We start from the raw sequence: 20,976 nt of genomic DNA on the forward strand, positions 1-20,976 counted from the left end.
TATATTATTAAGACCCGTTTCACCTTTGTGAAACGGGTCTTAAAAAATGGCTTTGTTTGAATGAATGATGTTGAAAATCCATGATATAATATTTAAGACTTATTAGTATAATATTGCGTTTTAACTTTAAATTACATTTTATATTGAGCAATTAAAACAAAAGGCAGTGATGTCTTTTTTATTTATGTATGATAGAAATATGTATTAACAATCGTATTAGGTTTATGAAGAGCTCTTCAGGAGGTATATGATGAAGATAGATGAAAGTAACTATATAAGTGAACTGAAACGAAGAAATAGCAAGGCGTTTGATTATACGTACTCAAAATATGTTGGGTTGGTATATAAGTTGGTATTTGATTTATTAAAGGATACAGCATCTAAGCAAGATATTGAGGAATGCGTAAGCGATATTTTTATATCACTTTGGAAAAATGCTGACAAATACAATGATAATATCACAACTTTTAAAAAATGGATTGTTGCTATATCAAAATATAAGGCTATTGACTATATAAGAAAGCTAAGAAAAATACAAGAAGGTGTTGAACTTAAAGAGGATACAGCAATCTCCAGTGACAATATTGAGGAAAAAGTCATTCAAATTGATGATGTTAATGCAATTGTGGGTATTATAAAAAATATGAGCAAAACCGATAGGCAAATATTTATTAAAAGGTATATTTTAAATGAAAATATTAATGATATTGCTGAATATTTAAAGTTGCCTAGAACCGTAATTGATAATAGGTTATCTAGAGGTAGAAAATTTATAAAAAATAAATGGGAAGAGCTTATGGGGAGGTAATCATATGAGAAATGTAAATAATAATGAAGATGTTATATTAGAGTTATTAAATTATGCTGAAATAAGCGATGAATTTGATGAAAACTTAGAATTAGATGATTTAACGTCAAAAAGAATTAAAAATAATCTTGACAAAAAAATACAAAAAAGAAAAAACAAAATAAAATATGCTGTTATAGCATGTATTGTACTTGTAAGTACAGGATTAGTTTTTGGAGTTTCATCTAATATTAGAGCATCAAAGCTCCTAAGTATAGATAAGAGCGTTACTGGTTATACAAGAATAAAAAGTTATGATAAAGCACCATCAAAAGATAAATTAAAAACAGATTTAGGATATGAAGCAACAATACCAGAGCTTATTCCAGAAGGATATAAGTTAGTTAAAAGTAGTATTTCTGGTTATATTGATGGGGCGCAACCAGTAGAAAAGCAATATCAAAAAAAACAAGCTAGTGCAATATATTCAAAACATGTTTTTAGTCCCAAAGTAGTGGGATTATCTATTTGGAAAGTTGGGGCAAGGCCTGATTCACCAATTTTTAAAAATGCTAAGAGCATAGTTATTGGAAATACTACTGCATATTGGACAGAGTATAAGAAATATATAATTCCCATAAATACTTACAATAAAATGACACAACAGCAGAAGGATAAAATTCTTGAAGATATGAAGAATGGTAAAGCAACTATACAGCTTCATGGTGGAGATGGTATTTTGGGTAGCATTTGCAATAATGCAAAAGAGAAAGTCACAACCACACATGCATTAAAATGGACAGAAAATGACGTGAATTATCAGCTTACTGATTCAGATTATGGATTGAGTTTTGAGCAAATGTCAAAAATAGCTGAGAGTATAATGAACTCAAAATAACTTAAGGAAAAAAGAAATATGTTAGAAGAATTAGAACAGTATAAAAGCATACTCTAGTTCACAACATTCATTATTTTAATGTTATAATAAACTTAATAAAGTAGAACTTATGTGAGGTAATAATATGAGTTTAAGATTTATATTTGGAAGAGCAGGCAGCGGTAAAAGTTATTACTGTTTAAATGACATAAAGAAAAAAGTAGAAGAAGGATGTTCTCATCCCCTTGTACTTTTAGTACCAGAGCAATTTTCATTTCAGGCAGAAAAAAACCTCATAAAAACTGTAGGAGAAGAAGGAATGCTAAAAGCTCAGGTATTGAGTTTTAAAAGAATGGCCTATACAGTTTGTAGTGAAGTAGGCGGATTAAGTAGACAACATATTAATAGCTCAGGAAGAAGTATGCTCCTTTATAAAATAATGTCTGAGAATAAAGATAAGTTAAAAGTTTTCGGAAAAACCGCGAAAAAACAGGGCTTTGTTACAACTGTATGTGATATTATTACTGAGTTTAAGAGATATAATATCACCATTGAGCTTTTAAATAGTGCCTTAGATAGAGTAGAAAGCGAAAACTTAAAGAATAAAATTCAAGACTTAATTTTGATTTTTTCAGAATTTGAAGAAAGATTACATAGGAATTACATAGATACAGAGGATGATCTTACTATACTTGCAGAAAAAATCGACAAGTGTCATTTATTTGATGGAGCAGAAATTTGGATAGATGAATTTTCAAGTTTTACTCCACAGCAATATATTGTTATTGAAAAGTTAATGAGTAAGGCAAAAAGAGTAAATATGACCTTGTGTACTGATTGTCTTAATGGAGATTGTAAGGTTGAAAATACAGATATATTTTCAACAACTAAGAATACAGAACAAAAGCTTTTAGAAATTATACAAAGAAATAATATAAAATATGATAAGCCTATAGCCTTAAAGTGTAGCCCGTGTTATAGATTTAAAGATAGCGAAGAGCTTCAGCATCTTCAGCATTACCTATTTTCTTATCCCTATAAAGCGCACAGAGGAGAAGTTTCAGATTTGCATATTATTAAAGCCTTGAATAAATATGTAGAGATAGAGGAAACAGCTAGGGATATTATAAGGATATGCAGAGATAAAGGGTTCAGGTTTAGAGATATAGCAGTGGTAAGTGGAGACTTAGATGGATACGAAAACTTAGTTAGAGCAATTTTTTCAGAGTATAATATACCCTATTTTATAGACAAAAAAAGAGAAATAGTAAATAATCCAATAATCGTACTAATAGTTTCGGCAGCTGAAATTCTTGCTAGAAACTGGTCTTATGAATGTGTATTCAGGTATTTAAAAACGGGACTGCTGGATCTAAGCAATGAAGAAATAGATATATTGGAGAATTATGTATTAGCAAATGGTATAAGGGGTAAGAGGTGGATAGACGAGAATCCATGGGATTATAGAATAAACTATGATTTTGAAGATGAAGAGATATCAGATGACGAGAAAGAGCTTCTAAATAAAATAAATGAAATTCGATATAAAGTAATAAGACCTTTAATAATTCTTTCAGAAAATATAAAAGGAAGAAAAAAGGGCATAGAAATGTGCGAGGGATTGTATCAATTTCTTTGTGAAATTCAAGTTCCAGAAAAATTAGAGCATTGGATAAGTGCTTTTAAAGAACTAGGAGAACTAGATAAATCAAATGAATATGCACAAATATGGGATATTGTAGTAGAGGTATTAGATCAAATAGTAGAAGTTGTAGGCGATAATATCTTAAGTATGGATGAGTTCTCAAGGATTTTAGCTACTGGCTTTGGAGAGTATGAGATAGGTGTAATTCCACCAGCCTTAGATCAAGTTCTTGTAGGAAGCGTTACTAGATTAAAAAGCCATGATGTTAGTGCACTGTACATAGTTGGAGTTAATGATGGTATTTTTCCTGCAGCTGTTCCTAGCGAAGGTATACTAACGGATGTTGATAGGGAAGGACTTAGAGAAGGAGGCCTAGAGCTTGCAAAGGATACAAGGAGCAGGGCTTTTGAGGAACAATTCTTAGTGTATACTACATTAACTATTGTAAGTAAGTATTTAAGATTAAGCTATGCTATGTCAGATGAAGAAGGAAAAGCTAAAAGACCATCTATAATTATATCCAGAATAAAGAAGGTTTTCCCAGATATTTTAGAACAAAGTTGTTTAGCAGAAGAAAGAGGCGACAATGAAAATATTAAAGCTATAACAGGGCCTAATGCTACTTTTAATGAGCTTGTAAGCAACATAAAAAAAGATTCTCAAGGAGAATATATTAGTCCTCTATGGCTAGATGTATATAGATGGTATAAAAATAATAGTGAATGGAGTGAGAAGCTCGATTCAGTATTAAATGGCTTTAGTTATACAAATAAAGCTGAAATTTTAGATACATCAAAGGTAAGAAAGCTTTATGGAAGAAATATGAGTATAAGTGTATCACGATTGGAGAAGTACGTGGAGTGCCCCTTTGCATATTTTATGCAATATGGACTTAAAGCTAAAAGTAGAAAGATTTATAATTTTAGTTCTCCAGACTTAGGAAGTTTTATGCATAATATATTACAAAGTTTTTCCGTTATGTTGAAAGAGCACAACTTGAGCTGGAAGGACATAGATAGAGAGTGGTGCGAGAATAGTATAAATGATATTGTAAATTCAACGATATCTAAAATTCCAGGGTCTATACTCAGCAGTTCAAAAAGATACGGTCATGTGGCTAAAGGGCTAAAGCGGATACTAACTAGGTCTGTATGGCTTATTACAGAGCACATGAAAAGAGGTGGATTTACACCTAAAGGATACGAGTTGAGCTTTAGTAATTCTGGAGATTATCCTCCGATAACTGTGGAACTTCATTCTGGTGAAACTGTTAGTCTTATAGGAAGGGTAGACAGAATTGATAGCGTAGATGAGGAGAAGGCGACATACTTAAGAATAGTAGACTATAAATCTGGAACCAGAGAGTTTAAGCTGTCAGATGTTTATTATGGTCTACAAATGCAGCTTTTAATATATTTAGATGCAATGCTTACAGAATTAGAGGAGAGAATAAACAAAGATGCTCTTCCAGGAGGAATTCTTTATTTCAAGCTTGATGATCCTATAATAAAGGGAAAAGGTGAACTGTCCGATAGTGAAATAGAAAAAAGAATAATGAAGAGCTTAAAAATGAATGGGCTTTTACTTGATAATCTTGAAGTTATAAAGGAGATGGATAGTGAGATAGAAAAAAGCTCTGATATTATTCCTGTAACCATTAAAAAAGATGGGGAGATATCAAAATCCCAATCCTCTGTTGCAACTTTAGAACAATTTCAGCTTTTAAGGAAGTATGTAAAGGATACTATAGCAGAGTTATGTGAACATATATTAGAAGGAAATATTGATATAAACCCATGTAAGAAGAAAAATAAAAATTCCTGTGAATATTGTATTTATCCAGCAATATGTCAATTTGATACAACAATAAAGGATAATAAGTATAGGATTTTAGAAGATAAATCTAATGAAGAGGTTTGGCAAGCTATTGAAGAAAAATTAAATAATTAGTAAGAAAATGCCTCAAGAGTATCTTATTACTCTTGAGGCATTTCTTATGTAAAATAACCTAACCTGTATTTTTAGCAAAGTACAGGTTAGGCGGCTAAATAGGGTTTTAAGTACTTGTAGTACTTAAAATTTGGAGGTGATAGGGAAAAATTGTAAAAATTAAGTGGGGGTAATATATCTAAATAATTGAAAATTTCATAAAGAATAAAGCAAGAGTGTAATTATCTATATATTTATTATATGTAAAAAGGTATTTTGTGTGCTAAAAATAATGATAAAACCATTAAAAGTTTTAATTAATACTTTTAATGGTTTTATTGTTTCATCTACGTAAGCCCTATCAGCACAGAAGGGACCTATAAAATTATTTTTTACTTACATAATTTTTTGAATTCATCCGATACAAATTGTACCTTTGTACCTACAATAACTTGTAAACTTGTTTTACCTGGTCTAATTACACCTGAGACACCTGCAGATTTAATAACTTTCTCATCAACTACTGACTGATCTTTGATTTCTAAACGTAATCTAGTTACACAGTTATCAACAGATACCACGTTTTCTTTTCCGCCAACACCTCTTAAGATTGTAGATGCAATTTGTGTAAAATCGTTATTTGCAAGTTTTACATTAAGTTCGCCCTCTTCGTTGTCATCTTCTCTACCAGGCGTTTTTAAGTTAAATTTTACAATTACAAAACGGAATACTACATAATAAATAATAGCGAATACTAAACCAATTGGAATCAACATAATTGGGTTTTCAGCCATTGGAACCTTAAAGCTTAAGAACCAATCTACGAAACCTCCACTGAAGTTAAATCCAGCTCTTACTGGTAACAATGCACATACAAATGCAGAAACACCCATTAAACCAGCATGAATTAGATATAAAGATGGAGCTAAAAACATAAATGCAAATTCTAATGGTTCTGTAACACCAGTGAAGAAAGAAGATATTGCTGCTGTTAATAATAAACCATATACTGCTTTTTTCTTTGAGTCTTTAGCTGTATGATACATAGCTAGTGCTGCTGCTGGTAAACCAAACATCATTACTGGGAAAAATCCTGTCATATACATACCAGTTACTCCATGTGTTCCCTTACCTGACCAGAAATTACCAAGATCATTAATTCCGGCTACATCAAACCAGAATACAGAGTTAAGTGCATGGTGAAGACCGGTTGGTATTAACAATCTATTTAAGAATGCGTAAATACCTGCACCAACAGCACCTGTAGAAACAATTGATTTACCGAAAGCTACTAATCCTCCGTAAACAACAGGCCATACAAATAATAATATAAGAGCTACGATAATTGATGCTGCTGCTGTTACAATAGCGACAGACCTTTTTCCACTAAAGAATCCTAAAGCATCTGGCAGCTTAGTTCCTTTAAATTTGTTATAGCAACTAGCACCAATTAAACCTGCTAAAATTCCTATAAATTGTGTTTCAATCTTACCAAATGCAGGTGATACTGCTGATGCTTGAATTCCTTTATAGATTGCCACAGCTCCTGGTGCTAATAGAGTTGTAATCATAAGCCATGAAACAAGACCTGCAAGACCTGCTGTACCATCGTTATCATCTGACATTCCGACAGCTACACCAATTGCGAATAAAATTCCCATGTGATCAATTAGAGCAGCACCTGCTTTTACTAAGAAAAAAGGTACTACATTTGTTATAGCGCCACCAGCCATTATGCTAGGTTCAATCCAATAGCCAATTCCCATTAAAATACTTGCAACAGGTAAACAAGCTACTGGAAGCATTAGAGATTTGCCTAATCTTTGTAGATACTTCATCATAATTAAAGTTCCCCCCTAAGTGTTTTTTTTATTTATTTTAAGAATTTTTACATTCTTAAAAGCGTTATGAGTTTGTTAAGATATTTATAGTTAATTATTAAAAAATAAAAAAAGCCGAAAAGGAATTAACCTTCTCAGCTTTTGCCCACAATGGTTACACGCTCAGAAAACGTTTGTAAATATTAATTTAATTTAATTATACTAAGTTTAGAATATATGTCAATATATTATTTTAAAAACTGTTTAAATTTAAAATGTTGACAAAATTGAATTAAGAATATATACTAAATATCGAACGTGTAACTGTTTAATCAGGCATAAGTTTTGAGACTTATGCCTTTTATTTTTTGTAAATACTATCTCTAGGAGGCGTAAAGTTATGTTTGATTTTTTTAAAAAAAGTCTGGAGTTAATTGCTCCAGTTTCCGGGAAAGTTATAGATTTATCTGAGGTTCCAGACCAAGTTTTTGCACAAAAAATGGCTGGAGATGGTGTAGCAATTGATACAACTGGAAATATTATAGTATCACCAGTAGATGGTGTAGTGTCATTTATATTTAAGACTAATCATGCCTTTGGTATGATGTTAGGTAATGGAATAGAGTTGCTTGTGCATGTAGGAATTGATACTGTGGAGCTTAATGGAACAGGTTTTGAAAGATTAATTGAAGAAGGAACTAAGGTAAAAGCAGGAACACCTATATTAAAGATAGATAGAGAATTTATAAAAGAAAAAGGGTATTCTCTAATAACACCAGTGTTGATTGCAAATCCAGATAAGTTAAAAGAAATAAAATATAACACTGGAATAGAAGTCGAAGCTGGAAAAGAAGCTGTTATTAGCTATAAAGTTAAATAAAGAATAAAAATATATAATTTAAAGGACTAAAGGTGACTTGTACAAAGTTGTATCCCTCTGTGCAAGTCACCTTTATAATTTGAAACTTTATAAAAATTTAAGCTAAAGAAGATTTAAATCTCTGTATATGAATTGCTAGATAAGCTATCTCATCCTCTATAACTTCTAGGCCAAGTCCATTCTCTATAATTTTTGCTGCCTTCTTAGCAAGTTTATAGGAAGTAGAATAACGTTTTTTTATTACATCTAATAACTCATTTTTTATAGGAGTGTTATTCAAAATTCTCTCTATGGCAAAACGAATGTGTGTAAGAAAACGAGCATAATCTAAAGACTGTCTATCTATTTCGATATTCAAAGCATCCTCTAAAAATTCTACTATGGTGCTAGATAAGAAAGCATATTTTAATGTATTAGACAGTTTGCCTTGATTTCTTGCTGAATGTATGTGAAGAGTTATAAACCCTATTTCACCATCAGGTATGGATATTTTTAATCTGTCTTCTAACATACTGACAGCTTTACGAGCAACTTCAAATTCGTTTTTATAAAGGGTTTCTGTTTCTACTAAAAATGGATTCTCAATTTCGTCATTTTCTCTAAGTCTTTTCAAAGTAAAGGTAATGTGGTCTATTAAGGATACGTGTATTTTTTCATTAAGCACTTCATTTAATTCATTAGATATCATACAAATAACTTCTTCGCACAAGCCCATGAGATCACTATCTATATTATTTACTAACTCATTAAATGCTTTTGTATTAGATTTATCTTCAATAGTAAAGATCTTATCTACAACAATTGTGCTGGGAACAATGTCCCCAGTATGTTTTCCAAAGCCAATACCCTTTCCAAAAAGTATTTTTTCATCCTTATCCTGCGAAGCGAAGATAACATTGTTGTTAAATATTTTTATAACTTTATAGTCAGAAGGTGGTGAGTTTTTCATAAGATATACCTCCAAAGGTAACGTTAGTAATAAAATATATAAATTATTGTTTTAGCTTACCTTAAGCAATAATTTAGTAAGTATAAAAATAAAATTGGTATATACAACATATCAACATAATGATATAATAACATGTATAATATATGTTTGTACAGAGTTAATTAATCAAATAGATCATTAAAATTAAAGAAAACAATTTCTTTTAGTATTTGCTAATAAATTATTTTTCATTACTTGCAAAGCAAAAATAAAGGGAGGAAAAGAATTTGAGAATAGTTTCGAAAGATAATCCGCTACCATTGCATTATCAAATAAAACAAGTCATACAGGAAATGATAGAAAATGAGGAATTAAAACCAGGTGACGTTATTCCTACTGAAAGAGAGTTATGTGAAATTCAAGGGGTAAGCAGGATGACTGTTAATAAGGCTATTATGTCTTTAGTAAATGAAGGCATTCTATATAGAGAACAAGGAAAAGGTACTTTTGTTTCAGAACCAAAGGAAAAGCGCCAGTTATCTCAACTTAAAGGGTTTACAGAAGAGATGGAGGAAAAAGGGTTAAAAACAAGCACGAAAATTTTATCCTTCGAGATAAAAGATGCAACTAAAAAAAATAAAACCATACTCAATATGCCTGAAAATGAAGATAAAGTTATTGAAATAAATAGATTGAGAATACGAGAAAATGAGCCTATAGCTCTTGAAACTGTATGGCTACCTCGCAATCTTTTCTCAGACATGACAAGGGATACTATAGAAGGAAAGTCCTTGTACAAGGTGTTTAAGGAAAAATATAAGTATGATCTAAAGAAAGCTAAGCAAACAATTGAGCCTATAGCACTAAATGAATATGAAAGTGGTTTGTTAGGACTGGAAGAAGATGCTTTGGCTCTTATGTTCAGAAGAACTACTTATATGGAAGATGGTATTCCAATAGAATATACAAAAGCTATCTACAGGAGTGACAAGTATAAGTATGAAATAATACTTACTTAAGCAGACATCCAAAATCTGTGATTTAGGAGGAGAGGAATAAAAGTGAGTGGAAGAAACCCAAATACAAAAGATATAGATAATCTAAGTGCTCTAGAAATACTTAGAAAGATAAATGAAGAAGATAAAAAAGTAGCGACTGCTGTAGAAGAGCAGATAGATAATATAGCTGGTGCTGTAGATATAATAGTAAGTTGTTTTCAAAAGGGTGGAAGATTATTTTATATAGGTAGTGGAACAAGTGGAAAGTTAGGGGTTATAGATGCTTCAGAATGTCCACCAACATTTGGTGTGGAAGATGAGATGGTTCAAGGAATTATCTCTGGAGGGAAGGATGCTATAAGTGGGTGGCTGGAACATACTGAAGATGATGAAGAACTAGCGGTAAAAGATCTTCAAAAGCAAAATATTACTGATAAGGATGTTCTAGTTGGAGTTACTGCTAGTGGAAACACTCCCTATGTTAAAAGTGCTATGGAATATGGTAAAAGAATTGGTTGTAAAACCATTGGAATTATATGTAGAACCCACGGAAAGTTAAGTGAAATATGCGATTTAACTATAGCGGTAGATGTTGGAGCAGAAGTTATAATGGGATCTACAAGAATGAAAGCAGGAACAGCACAAAAAATGATTTTAAATATGCTAAGCACTACAGCCATGATAAGGATGGGTAAAACTTATTCAAATTTAATGGTAAGTGTAAAGCCAATAAATAAAAAGTTAAAGGAAAGAGTAAAAGAGATAGTTAATTTAGCCACTGGTGCCGATATTAATACAGTTGAGTCAGTGTTAGAAAAATGTAATTTTAATGCTAAGGTTGCTATAGTTGTTATTAAATCCGGAATAAGTATTGAAGAAGCTATAAAAGCACTTGAAGCGGCGAATGGCAAAGTAGCAGAGGCTTTAAATAATATAAATATCACTTGATTATTAAATAAAAAAATGATTATTTTTAAGCTAAAGATACATTCAAATAAACAATAAGCCAGCGTGAATAGTATATTTTAATTGTTATTTATTTGAATGTGCCTAATTAAACTTAGAAAGGGTGAAAAAAGTGAGAGCAATTATTAATGGAAGAGTTATACTAGAGAATTGCATATTAGAAGATAAAGTAGTTCTATTCGATACTCAAATAAAAGGATTAATTAATAAGATTGAGTTTGAAAAGAATGTTAACGAAGGCAGCTATGATGGAATTGATATAATTGATGCCAAAGGCTCATATGTTTCTCCGGGATTTATAGATTTGCATATACATGGTTCAGGTGGAAGAGATGCTATGGATGGCGAAATTGAAGATTTAAAAGTAATAAGCCAAAGTATAGCTCAAAACGGAGTTACAGGATTTCTACCAACTACTATGACAATGAGTAAGGATAAAATATATAAAGCGCTTGATAATATTAAGGAAGGAATGAAGCTGGACTTAGGAGGAGCAAAGGTTTTAGGTGCCCATATGGAAGGTCCTTTTATAAATCCAAAATATAAAGGTGCTCAGAAGGAAGATTATATAATAGAGCCTGATTATAATTTTATAAAGGGTTATGAGGATGTAATAAAAATTATAACTTTGGCACCAGAGAAGGATAATAATTCTCAATTTATAAAATCTATAAAGGAAAATACAAACATAGTACTATCTATAGGCCATTCTGATGCTACTTATGAAGAGGCAATGGAATCTATAGAAAAAGGCGTAAGTCATGCTACTCATCTTTTTAATGCTATGAGTCCACTTAATCATAGAAAACCGGGAGTTATTGGTGCTGTTTTTAACAGTAATATAAACTGTGAGCTTATAGCTGACAAAATACATGTTCATCCTGGTGTTTTTCAAACTGTGGTTAATATAAAAGGAGCGGATAAGGTTATCCTTATAACTGATTCAATGAGAGCAGGGTGTATGAAGGATGGAATTTCAGAGCTTGGAGGTCAAAAGGTTATAGTTAAGAATAACTCTGCAAGACTAGAGAATGGAACTTTAGCTGGAAGTATTTTAACTTTAAATAAGGCTGCAAAAAATATGGTTGAAAATACAAACCTGAATATTTATCAAGCTATATCAATGGTATCATTAAATTCTGCAAAAGATATAGGAATTAGTGATAGGAAGGGAAGCATAGAAGAAGGAAAAGATGCTGATATAGTTATATTTGATGAGGAATATAATGTGAGTCATACAATCGTTGAAGGCAAGACAGTCTTTACTAAAATATAAAATAGGAAGGTGCTAAGTATGAGAATAATTATTGTAGAAAATTATGAAGAAATGAGCAAAAAAGCAGCGGCTATGATGGCAAGTCAGATAATCTTAAAACCAGAGAGTGTACTTGGTTTAGCAACAGGAGATACACCTCTAGGAATGTATAAAGAGTTAATAAGAATGTATAATGAAAACATGATAGATTTTTCAAAAGTTAAAACTTTTAATTTAGATGAATACTACGGATTAGGTAAGGATAGTAATCAAAGCTATAATTACTATATGACAAATAATCTATTTAAACACATAAATATTGATAAAGAAAATATAAATATACCTAATGGTATGGTAAAAAATATAGAAGAAGAATGCATAAGCTATGAAAAGAGGATAAAAGAAGCGGGAGGAATAGATATACAAGTGCTTGGAATAGGAGTAAACGGACATATTGGATTCAATGAACCAGATGTCAACTTCGAGGCAGAAACACATCTTGTAAATTTAGATGAAAAAACTATTGAGTCCAACTCAAGATTTTTCAAGTGTATAGAAGAAGTTCCTACTAAGGCTATCAGTATGGGAATAAAAACAATAATGCATTCTAAAAAAATAGTTCTTTTAGCAAATGGAGCATCAAAAGCGGATGCAATAGCTAAAACAGTAAATGGAAAAATATCTCCTGAAGTGCCAGCATCAATATTACAACTTCATCAAGATGTTGCTATAATCGTAGACAAAGAAGCTGCAAGTAAGCTATAAGTCAACTTTCTAGTTAATTTCTCTATATTTTTAAATTACTTATGTGATAATTGAGTGTCAGTAATATTGAAAACCAAATTTATAAGAATGAGTTTAGTAATTGTTGGTTAGCATAATATATAATTGATATAAAATCTTAAATTAGTATTGAGATGGTAACTTATGTTACAGATAAATACCAAATATTACATTATACTTATATTATAGAAAATAAATTTGGGAGGTTGGTATTATGGCACAACATTTTATAAAGAACATAGATTTTTCTAAGGTTTTAGATATGGAAGGACTCGTTGAATATCAAGCAGGTCAAGTTGTTAGCAGAACTCTATCTCAGGGAAAAAACTTAAGTGTTACTTTATTCGCATTTGATAAGGGCGAAGAAATAAGTTCACATTCTTCAGGTGGAGATGCTATGGTTTATTTACTAGATGGTAGTGCTGAGATAACAATTGCAGAAGAGAAGTTTAATCTTAAAAAAGGTGAAACAATAGTAATGCCTGCGGGAATTCCACATGCACTATATGCTTCTGAAAAGTTTAAAATGTTATTAGTTGTTGTTTTTAATGCATAGAAATGTTAGTTGCTAAAAATGCCTGTGTTTACTATAAGTAGTTGTAGTAGACACAGGCATTTTGTATAGAGTTACTAGGCTGAAAGTTAACTTATACACTAAAATTTATTGGTAACATTTTTAGAGGACAGAGTACAGAGGACAATTGACAGTGAAGGTGAGTTTTCTTCCTTACGTCTGAAAATTAATTTGTTTTTTTCAGGCTTGTTTTGCTTTAGCAAAACATCGCTTAAATTAAAGATTTTTCGTAGTGTAGCGGAGAAAAAACCTCCTTCACTGTCCTCTGTCCTCTAAAAAATATTTAACTTGTGTTAACTGTTACCAATAAATATTTTTTATAAATTACAGGAACGTGAGGAAAATTTAATTACTATTAATTGTATTTACAAATATAGTTAAGTGATATATAATTTAGTTAAGTAATTACTTAACTAAATGGAGGATTAAATGGAGCAAATAGTAAAAGTGTTTAAGGCTTTAGGAGATGAGACCAGACTAAAGATACTAGTTATCATTTCGAAAAGAAATATTTGTGCTAAGGGACTTTCAAAACACCTAAATATTTCAGAGGCCGCAGTATCTCAACATTTAAGAATCCTTAAAGATGCAGGCGTAATTATTGGTGAGAAAATGGGCTATTACGTAAATTATAAACTTCAAAGTCCTATACTTTTAGATACAATTAATTTTATTAACGAACTTAATGAAGACTTACCTTTGAGTTGTTGTAACTTTGATTTACATACATCTGACATTTGTAATAAGGCATGTGAAGGCAGAAAAAATAGATGCTGTCATAAAAATAAAGTTTGAGAGGAGAATAAATTATGAAAATATGTGTTCCTGTAAAAGAAAATCAAGGGTTAGAAAGTATACCATATAATCACTTTGGTTCCGCTCCAATATTTCTAATTTATAATTTAGAGAATGGAGAAATAAAAGCAATTAACAACAATGATTTACATCATCAGCATGGGATGTGTCAACCTCTAAAAGCGTTATCTGGAGAACAAGTTGATGTAATATTAGTAGCTGGAATTGGAGCTGGCGCATTGACAAAATTACAAAGCCAGGGGATAAAGGTATATAAGGTTGGAAATGGATCTATTTCAGATAATGTTCAATTATTAAAAGAAAATCAGCTAGTGGAGTTTTCTGCTCAAAATAGCTGTAATCATCACGGCTGCGGACATTAATATAATCAAGAAATATTAAATAAAAGTAATTTTGTAGTATGATTTATATTAATAAAACAAGCATATAGAAGATACATCTTATATGCTTGTTTTTATTTATTCTTCATTTTTAGTATTATCGGTTAGGTCTTTTTGATCTGTTTTACCTTCTTCGTCTTTTTCTATAGCAGACAATTTTTGAATCAATGCTTCTGCTTGATCATAAGTTAAGTGAGAAAGCGGAGTATCAAATTCTTTCATAGTGTATTGTTTCAAGTTATCGATAGACATATCTTTTAATCTTGCTAATTCCCATATTGATGTCTTTTGATCTTTTTTCATCATATGAACTTTAGAATTCAAGTTATCAGAATTTTGCTCGGATGATGGGTCACCTATCTCTTCTTTGGTTACTAAGCCATTAATTCCAAAGGCTCTTTTTAAAACAAATACTTCTGCTACCTTTTGAATCATAGCACTAGGATATTTTTTCCATATGGAATTGTTTTGATTATACTCCTCAAAGGATACATAACTTATAAAAGGTTTTTTACCTTTTCTGTCACATCTAGCCCATGCTCCTATAATTTTTCCTCTCTTAGTGCCAAATCTATGAGTTATCTTATACTCTCCAGCATCTATTTCGAAAGCATCTCCCTCATGGACTACGAAACTTATTAGTCCTCCAAATTCATGGCTAGTTTGTGCAAATTTTAAATATCCATCTCTGCTTGTCATAATATTAGTTTGATTCCCATACTTGGTAAACCAAATTTCTCGTTTAAATGGATCTAAGTTATATTGATTAGCTAAGTATAAAAATATTTTTAACTCATCTTCTGTAGCACCTTTAGCAACATTATTTTTTATTAAGTTAATTTGATCTTCGTTAAAGTTTAATGTTGATTGTTGAGGATTTTGAATTGTACTTTCTACCATTTAACACACCTCCTTATTGGTGCGTATAAATTATTTCTTTGTTTTTTCAACTAGATTCTTTTCATATTGTTCTATTGCTGACTTCACCATATTGCCGCCGATAGCACCTCCAACAGTACCACATACTCTTGATGGTATATCACCCCAGTATCCATCTTTTGGGATGTTAATGCCTAATTCCTTTGCCAATTCTGTTTTTGTTTTAGATGTCTCCATTTTCTCAACATAATTTTGATGTTTTTTCATATTATTAATACTGTTCATATCAATGTTCTCCACCTTTCGAAACAAGATTTCTTTCGAAGCTTTCTATCATTTTCTTTACCATAGATCCACCTACTGCACCACAAGTAGCAGCAGGAATATATCCCCAATGTCCATCCTCGAAAGCGTGAGGAACTTCTTTTATGCCAAGTTCATTAGATACCTCTTCTTTAAGAGAATCAAGTGTATTTTGGGATTTTGGGATTAAAGGTCCACGTCTATTGCTCATAAAAATTCCCTCCTAAATATCGTATCATAAATAGTTTTTGTACAATTTGTTTTCGTATTCTATAATGATTTTTACAAATACTAAGTAATAATGAATTAAAGTAATGTTTTTCAAGGTTAGGAATTTTATATTTATATAAATTATAGAGCTACTAGGCCGAAAGTTTATTTATTATTTGATATTTTTGTATGGCTAAATTGTTAATTTTTGAATTAAATTTATAAAATGTAGAAAATTGTGATAAATTAAAGATATAATAAAATCATATTTATTTTATTAGACTATGGAGGTTTAATTTATGAGATTATTGCTGACAAATGACGATGGAGTTAATGCAAAAGGTTTAATAATATTGGCAAAAGAGCTTGAAAAATATCATGATATTATTATTGCAGCGCCAAGCAGTCAAAGAAGTGCTTGTGGTCATTCAATAACTATAACAGAGCCGCTTATTGTTAAACAGGTGGAAATTGAAGGTATAAAATCAAAGATATATAGTGTTAGCGGTACACCAGCAGACTGCGTAAGAATAGCATTAGATAAACTTATTGATGAAAAAATAGACATGGTTTTATCTGGAATCAATAATGGTGCCAATGTAGGCACAGATGTACTATATTCTGGAACGGTATCAGCAGCAATTGAAGCTTCCATGTATAAAATACCTTCAATAGCATTATCGTCACATATTAAAGATGGCGCTGATAACTACGAAGTTGCTGCTAAGTATGCATTAAAAATACTATCCCAAATCGAAAATTTAGATATGAAAAATGATGTTGTATTAAATATTAATGTTCCATTGGAAGCAGAAGAGAATATAAAAGGAATAAAAGTCTGCAAGATAGGAAATAGATTGTATGATAATTACTTTATAGAAGAAATTTCGGAAGATAATCATAAAACTTACAGCTTAGGTGGTAAAATAAATGATTATGATTATGAGGATACTGATATATACTATTTAAAAAGAGGATATGTTACTTTAACGCCTCTTCATTATGATTTAACAAATTTTAAAATTTTAAGTGATGTAAGGAATATGTTCGGTACTGAACATTAATAATCATAGGAAGTGATAAATAGTGAATGAAAGAATAGTTATTGTAGGAGATGGAATAACTGCTATAAGTGCTATAAAAGCAATAAGAGAAAATGACAAAGAAAGTGAAATAAAGTTATATGGAGAGGAAAAGTTTTATCCATATAATCGTGTAAGGTTAACAAAGGGAACGTTAGATTTACTAGATGAAGGCAAAATACTTCTTCAAAAAAAAGAATGGTATGAAGAAAACAAAGTTACGCTATACAAAGATTTAAAGGTTACTTCAATTAATACTGAAAAAAGAGAAGTAGAACTTTCAAATGGCACTAAAGAGGTTTACTCAAAGTTACTATTTGCAAATGGAGCAAAAAATTTTACTCCTGATATAAATGGAATAAACAAAGAAGGTGTTTTAACTTTAAGGACACTTGAAGATGCAAGAAATATAGTTGATAAAGCTAAGAAAAGCAATATAGTACTAGTAATAGGCGGAGGGATATTAGGATTAGAATTAGCCTGGATACTAAAACAAATGGGAAATAAGGTCATTATTTCTGAAATTGCTCCAAGGCTTATGCCAAAGCAATTGGATGAAAAAGCATCCTTAATGCTTCATAATTCTATAACTATTAATGGAATAGATGTAATGCTTAATAACAATATAAGTGAGATATCTGTTAATGATAATGGTGTAGAAGGCATTATAATAGATGAAGGAAAGTTTATTAATTGTGACTTAATTATTTATTCAGTAGGTATAAAACCTAATGTTGATATTTTAACGGAAACAAATATTAAAGTTAATAAAGGAATAGTAGTGAATGAGAAGATGGAAACCAGTATACCAGATATATATGCAGCTGGAGATGTTGCAGAATTTGATAATAAAATATATGGATTATGGAATATAGCCATCGCTCAAGGAACTACTGCAGGATATAACATGTTAGGAAAGGATATTATTTATAAACCCGCAGCACCGGTAACTACATTAAGTGCATTTAATATTTCTCTATTTTCTATGGGAGATATATATGAAGGTAATGCAGATAATATAGTAATAAATGAAGACGAGGGATCTTATAGCAAAATTTTAATAAGTAATAATAAAATTACAGGAGCTATAGTGGTTGGAAGTATCAAAAATTCACCTATATTAAAAAAAGCTATAGAGGAAAAAATAGACCTAGGAGATATTAATTTTAGTGATGTATATGTAAATGATTTAATTGAAATAATAAAGAATAAGAAGTAAATTGATATACATTACAGGAGGTAATATCATATGGCTCAAATAAAATTTTGTGAAAATAATTTTAACCATGGAACTGATGTGTTAGTTGATAGAATAAAAAATGAAATTCAGCATGTTACTGTAGAAGTAGAACCATGTTTAGGTTATTGTGGAGATTGTGCAGTGGGCCCTTTTGCACTATTTGATGATGAACTCATCCAAGCAGATACACCAGATGAGTTATTTGAAAAGATAAAGGAAAAAACATTATAATAAAAATAAGAAATCTTATATAAAATAAATATATAAGATTTCTTATTTTTTGATGCACCCCTCTAATTTATAAATTTTATACGTATATTAATATATGATTAAGAATTTTTTGGATTAGAATTAAATCTTATATAATATATATGGGTAAGACAAGAGGTGAGGCTATGCTAAACAGTGGATATATTTTAGATAAAAAATATGAAGTTATAAACACTCTCGGTCAAGGAGGTATGAGCGCTGTTTATCTATGTAAAAATATAAGGTTAGGAAATTTGTGGGCAATTAAAGAAGTTAGTAAAGAACTAAAAGGTCAGATGGACTTTTTAGCAGAACCTAATATTTTGAAGAACTTAAGTCACCCTGGAATTCCAAGGGTAGTAGATATATTTTATGAGCAAGATAACTTATATATGGTTGAAGACTATATTGAGGGTGAAACTTTAGAAAGCTATATTAATAGAAATCGACCTATAGATGACCAGGAAATATGCAGAATAGTAATTAGTATAAGTGATATAATAGCCTATTTGCACAGTTTTGATCCACCTATTATATATAGAGACTTGAAACCATCCAATATTATGATTACATCAAGTGGTAAAATTGTTTTAATAGACTTTGGTATTTCAAGAGTATATAAGCAAGATGGAATTAAAGATACTATCTATATGGGATCTAAGGGTTATGCAGCTCCTGAACAGTATGGTAGTGAACAAACATGCAAGCAAACGGACATATATGGTCTTGGAGCAGTAATGTATTTTATTATTAAGGGAAAAGCTCCCTCTACTCTATTTGAGGCATTAAAAGATGAAAGCTATGATGAAAAAGTTGATGATAGACTAAAAGCAGTAATACAGAAGGCAATGCAAATTGACAAAGATACAAGATATATTTCAATAGAAGAACTTCAAATTGATATTAACAATTTTTTATCAGGGAATGATGCTAAAACAGTACTAATAAATAACAGAGATATAGGTAATTATACTAAAACATTATTAATTGATGGCGAAAATATAAAAAACAATATTGACGATTCTTTTGGAACTAAAGTTGTAGGAAAGAAAGAAACAATAAGCTCTAGTGAAACAAAAGTAACAGGGATCAAAAACACTTTTAATAATGAAGTTGAAAATAAACCAGATATAGATAAATCCCAAGAAACTAAAATTGTAGATAAATTAAAAAGTGATAAAATAAGAGAAAATAAGCTCTTTAAAGGTAAGGATCTGCAAAGCTTAAGATTTAAAGGCATGCTCAAAACTAAGGGGTTTTTAAAATCCATTCTAAAAAAACGTAAAAATAAGCAGAATAAAAATATAAAAACTCCTGTTGAAGGCAATACTAAAGCAAGTAAAAGGCTGGTAAAGAGGATAATATTTTCTGTTATAGGAATTTTTATTGTCGCAGTAGCAATTTATTTAGTGACTGATCATGGGAAAAAATATGATTATGTAGTTAATATTGATAAAGATAATAATCAAGAAAATATTTCAAATAACAACACTCAACCTAGTAAAAGTGATACTTCAGAAAACAAGAATACTAATACTCAAAAACCAGTACCTAAAGATACAATTGTTGAAGGGAGTATAAATAAAAATTCACCTATAATTTTAGGAAACAGTTCTAATGGGAAAGATGATGAAAAGTCTAAAGGAAATGGAAAGGCTAAGGGAAAGTACAAGCATGATAATAAGGGCAATAATAAAGATGAGGAAGTGAAGGATATAGCATATCAGGTTAACCCTGCAGCTTTGTGTGGAAAGAATAATGATAAGCTTATTATGAAACTACAAAATATAGAGTTTAGGGGAAACGAGACTATAGCATATTGCTACTTAGAGAATAATACAGATAAAAAGATATCAATTAAACATGATGGGAATACTTACCTATTAAATGATAAAAATCAGTACGTGCAGGCAACGACAGCATCATCTACAGACTTATCTAACATTGCCCCAGGAGCGAAGCTGGATAACATAAAAATAAGTTTTACCAACTTTAATTCTGATACGAAAAAAATTACATTAAAAACTAATATTAATTCGGATAGTAATCTAGAGTTTTCCAAGGAAATAAGTCTTATTATAAATGTAAAATAAAACTTTAAATAAATTAGCTATGAAGAATTAATCATTATTGTAAAAAACAAGAGCCTGGTTTGAGACTAAGGTATAGTACCTTATCTAAACTAGGCTCTTACTATAATGAGGGAATACTTTATGGGAATTAGTGAACTTTCTATATACTTAAGGCATCTTCAAAGAAATAACCAGTCAGTATGCTAGTCTATTTTGTGTCATACTGCGTCTGCAGAACCCTTAGATAGTGCTGGACTATCTGCGGAACCTGCCTCCTTGTCTGACACAAAATATCCGTCGCAT

The 20,976-nt window shown here is 30.6% G+C and carries 20 protein-coding genes; 15 read left to right on the plus strand and 5 right to left on the minus strand.

Translation table 11 applies throughout. The annotated features are described in order from the left end of the window. Nucleotides 1-250 precede the first annotated feature (250 nt). The 3 genes from I6U51_RS15750 (at nt 251) to addB (ending at nt 5,259) form a co-directional block, all read left to right on the plus strand. Nucleotides 251-808: a sigma-70 family RNA polymerase sigma factor gene (locus I6U51_RS15750; protein ID WP_211143543.1), complete on the plus strand. Its 558-nt coding sequence runs from the start codon at nt 251-253 to the stop codon at nt 806-808. 4 nt (nt 809-812) lie between these two features. Continuing rightward, nucleotides 813-1,685 (plus strand): hypothetical protein, encoded by an 873-nt coding sequence (locus I6U51_RS15755; RefSeq protein ID WP_211143544.1) that lies wholly within the window; start codon nt 813-815, stop codon nt 1,683-1,685. Nucleotides 1,686-1,809: 124 nt separating this feature from the next. Further along, complete coding sequence (gene addB, locus I6U51_RS15760; protein ID WP_211143545.1) at nt 1,810-5,259, plus strand: helicase-exonuclease AddAB subunit AddB; 3,450 nt, start codon at nt 1,810-1,812, stop codon at nt 5,257-5,259. Between the two features lie 371 nt (nt 5,260-5,630). On the opposite strand, the gene nagE is transcribed toward addB, so the two are convergent. Beyond that, a complete protein-coding gene (gene nagE, locus I6U51_RS15765) occupies nt 5,631-7,079 on the minus strand; it encodes an N-acetylglucosamine-specific PTS transporter subunit IIBC (RefSeq protein WP_211143546.1) in 1,449 nt (482 codons plus the stop codon). 379 nt (nt 7,080-7,458) lie between these two features. On the opposite strand from nagE, the gene I6U51_RS15770 reads away from it, so the two are divergent. Beyond that, complete coding sequence (locus tag I6U51_RS15770) at nt 7,459-7,938, plus strand: PTS sugar transporter subunit IIA (RefSeq protein ID WP_211143547.1); 480 nt, start codon at nt 7,459-7,461, stop codon at nt 7,936-7,938. A gap of 97 nt (nt 7,939-8,035) precedes the next feature. Here I6U51_RS15770 and glcT read toward each other — a convergent pair whose 3' ends face one another. Next, entirely contained in the window at nt 8,036-8,887 is an 852-nt protein-coding gene (gene glcT / locus I6U51_RS15775; RefSeq protein WP_211143548.1) for a glucose PTS transporter transcription antiterminator GlcT, read from the minus strand. A gap of 266 nt (nt 8,888-9,153) precedes the next feature. On the opposite strand from glcT, the gene I6U51_RS15780 reads away from it, so the two are divergent. From I6U51_RS15780 to I6U51_RS15810, 7 genes are all read left to right on the plus strand, one after another. Further along, complete coding sequence (locus I6U51_RS15780) at nt 9,154-9,885, plus strand: GntR family transcriptional regulator (protein WP_211143549.1); 732 nt, start codon at nt 9,154-9,156, stop codon at nt 9,883-9,885. A 42-nt stretch (nt 9,886-9,927) separates the two neighbouring features. Then, nucleotides 9,928-10,812 (plus strand): N-acetylmuramic acid 6-phosphate etherase, encoded by an 885-nt coding sequence (gene murQ, locus I6U51_RS15785; protein WP_211143550.1) that lies wholly within the window; start codon nt 9,928-9,930, stop codon nt 10,810-10,812. 130 nt (nt 10,813-10,942) lie between these two features. Next, on the plus strand, nt 10,943-12,106 hold the full coding sequence (gene nagA, locus I6U51_RS15790) for an N-acetylglucosamine-6-phosphate deacetylase (protein WP_211143551.1): 1,164 nt from the start codon (nt 10,943-10,945) through the stop codon (nt 12,104-12,106). An 18-nt stretch (nt 12,107-12,124) separates the two neighbouring features. Next, complete coding sequence (gene nagB, locus I6U51_RS15795) at nt 12,125-12,850, plus strand: glucosamine-6-phosphate deaminase (protein WP_211143552.1); 726 nt, start codon at nt 12,125-12,127, stop codon at nt 12,848-12,850. Nucleotides 12,851-13,082: 232 nt separating this feature from the next. Beyond that, on the plus strand, nt 13,083-13,424 hold the full coding sequence (locus I6U51_RS15800; protein WP_211143553.1) for a cupin domain-containing protein: 342 nt from the start codon (nt 13,083-13,085) through the stop codon (nt 13,422-13,424). Between the two features lie 447 nt (nt 13,425-13,871). Further along, a complete protein-coding gene (locus I6U51_RS15805; protein ID WP_211143554.1) occupies nt 13,872-14,237 on the plus strand; it encodes an ArsR/SmtB family transcription factor in 366 nt (121 codons plus the stop codon). 14 nt (nt 14,238-14,251) lie between these two features. Continuing rightward, nucleotides 14,252-14,620 carry a NifB/NifX family molybdenum-iron cluster-binding protein gene (locus tag I6U51_RS15810; protein ID WP_211143555.1) on the plus strand — a complete coding sequence of 123 codons (369 nt, stop codon included), beginning with the start codon at nt 14,252-14,254 and terminating at the stop codon, nt 14,618-14,620. Between the two features lie 96 nt (nt 14,621-14,716). Here the strand turns inward: I6U51_RS15810 and I6U51_RS15815 are convergent, their stop codons facing one another. The 3 genes from I6U51_RS15815 to I6U51_RS15825 are packed head-to-tail and all read right to left on the minus strand — an operon-like array spanning nt 14,717 to nt 16,031. Then, on the minus strand, nt 14,717-15,538 hold the full coding sequence (locus I6U51_RS15815) for a RecT family recombinase (protein WP_211143556.1): 822 nt from the start codon (nt 15,536-15,538) through the stop codon (nt 14,717-14,719). A gap of 30 nt (nt 15,539-15,568) precedes the next feature. Further along, entirely contained in the window at nt 15,569-15,802 is a 234-nt protein-coding gene (locus I6U51_RS15820; protein ID WP_211143557.1) for an alpha/beta-type small acid-soluble spore protein, read from the minus strand. A 1-nt stretch (nt 15,803) separates the two neighbouring features. Continuing rightward, entirely contained in the window at nt 15,804-16,031 is a 228-nt protein-coding gene (locus I6U51_RS15825; RefSeq protein ID WP_211143558.1) for an alpha/beta-type small acid-soluble spore protein, read from the minus strand. 298 nt (nt 16,032-16,329) lie between these two features. On the opposite strand from I6U51_RS15825, the gene surE reads away from it, so the two are divergent. From surE to I6U51_RS15845, 4 genes are all read left to right on the plus strand, one after another. Next, the gene (surE, locus tag I6U51_RS15830; RefSeq protein ID WP_211143559.1) at nt 16,330-17,094 is read left to right on the plus strand and encodes a 5'/3'-nucleotidase SurE; all 765 of its coding nucleotides are present in this window, start codon (nt 16,330-16,332) and stop codon (nt 17,092-17,094) included. A 22-nt stretch (nt 17,095-17,116) separates the two neighbouring features. Beyond that, nucleotides 17,117-18,331, plus strand: coding sequence for an FAD-dependent oxidoreductase (locus tag I6U51_RS24815; RefSeq protein WP_211143560.1), 1,215 nt, complete (start codon nt 17,117-17,119; stop codon nt 18,329-18,331). Between the two features lie 30 nt (nt 18,332-18,361). Then, nucleotides 18,362-18,583, plus strand: coding sequence for a YuzB family protein (locus tag I6U51_RS15840; protein ID WP_211143561.1), 222 nt, complete (start codon nt 18,362-18,364; stop codon nt 18,581-18,583). A 140-nt stretch (nt 18,584-18,723) separates the two neighbouring features. Beyond that, nucleotides 18,724-20,694 carry a serine/threonine-protein kinase gene (locus I6U51_RS15845; RefSeq protein ID WP_211143562.1) on the plus strand — a complete coding sequence of 657 codons (1,971 nt, stop codon included), beginning with the start codon at nt 18,724-18,726 and terminating at the stop codon, nt 20,692-20,694. Nucleotides 20,695-20,976 lie beyond the last annotated feature (282 nt).

The sequence above is a fragment of the Clostridium aciditolerans genome (assembly GCF_016316925.1).
Lineage (GTDB): Bacteria > Bacillota > Clostridia > Clostridiales > Clostridiaceae > Clostridium_AM > Clostridium_AM aciditolerans.

Coding starts and splice junctions, on each gene's coding strand:
- I6U51_RS15750 (WP_211143543.1), top strand. CDS start 251: ATGAAGATAGATGAAAGTAACTATATAAGTGAACTGAAACGAAGAAAT.
- I6U51_RS15755 (WP_211143544.1), top strand. CDS start 813: ATGAGAAATGTAAATAATAATGAAGATGTTATATTAGAGTTATTAAAT.
- addB (WP_211143545.1), top strand. CDS start 1,810: ATGAGTTTAAGATTTATATTTGGAAGAGCAGGCAGCGGTAAAAGTTAT.
- nagE (WP_211143546.1), bottom strand. CDS start 7,079: ATGATGAAGTATCTACAAAGATTAGGCAAATCTCTAATGCTTCCAGTA.
- I6U51_RS15770 (WP_211143547.1), top strand. CDS start 7,459: ATGTTTGATTTTTTTAAAAAAAGTCTGGAGTTAATTGCTCCAGTTTCC.
- glcT (WP_211143548.1), bottom strand. CDS start 8,887: ATGAAAAACTCACCACCTTCTGACTATAAAGTTATAAAAATATTTAAC.
- nagB (WP_211143552.1), top strand. CDS start 12,125: ATGAGAATAATTATTGTAGAAAATTATGAAGAAATGAGCAAAAAAGCA.
- I6U51_RS15800 (WP_211143553.1), top strand. CDS start 13,083: ATGGCACAACATTTTATAAAGAACATAGATTTTTCTAAGGTTTTAGAT.
- I6U51_RS15805 (WP_211143554.1), top strand. CDS start 13,872: ATGGAGCAAATAGTAAAAGTGTTTAAGGCTTTAGGAGATGAGACCAGA.
- I6U51_RS15810 (WP_211143555.1), top strand. CDS start 14,252: ATGAAAATATGTGTTCCTGTAAAAGAAAATCAAGGGTTAGAAAGTATA.
- I6U51_RS15815 (WP_211143556.1), bottom strand. CDS start 15,538: ATGGTAGAAAGTACAATTCAAAATCCTCAACAATCAACATTAAACTTT.
- I6U51_RS15820 (WP_211143557.1), bottom strand. CDS start 15,802: ATGAACAGTATTAATAATATGAAAAAACATCAAAATTATGTTGAGAAA.
- I6U51_RS15825 (WP_211143558.1), bottom strand. CDS start 16,031: ATGAGCAATAGACGTGGACCTTTAATCCCAAAATCCCAAAATACACTT.
- surE (WP_211143559.1), top strand. CDS start 16,330: ATGAGATTATTGCTGACAAATGACGATGGAGTTAATGCAAAAGGTTTA.
- I6U51_RS15840 (WP_211143561.1), top strand. CDS start 18,362: ATGGCTCAAATAAAATTTTGTGAAAATAATTTTAACCATGGAACTGAT.
- I6U51_RS15845 (WP_211143562.1), top strand. CDS start 18,724: ATGGGTAAGACAAGAGGTGAGGCTATGCTAAACAGTGGATATATTTTA.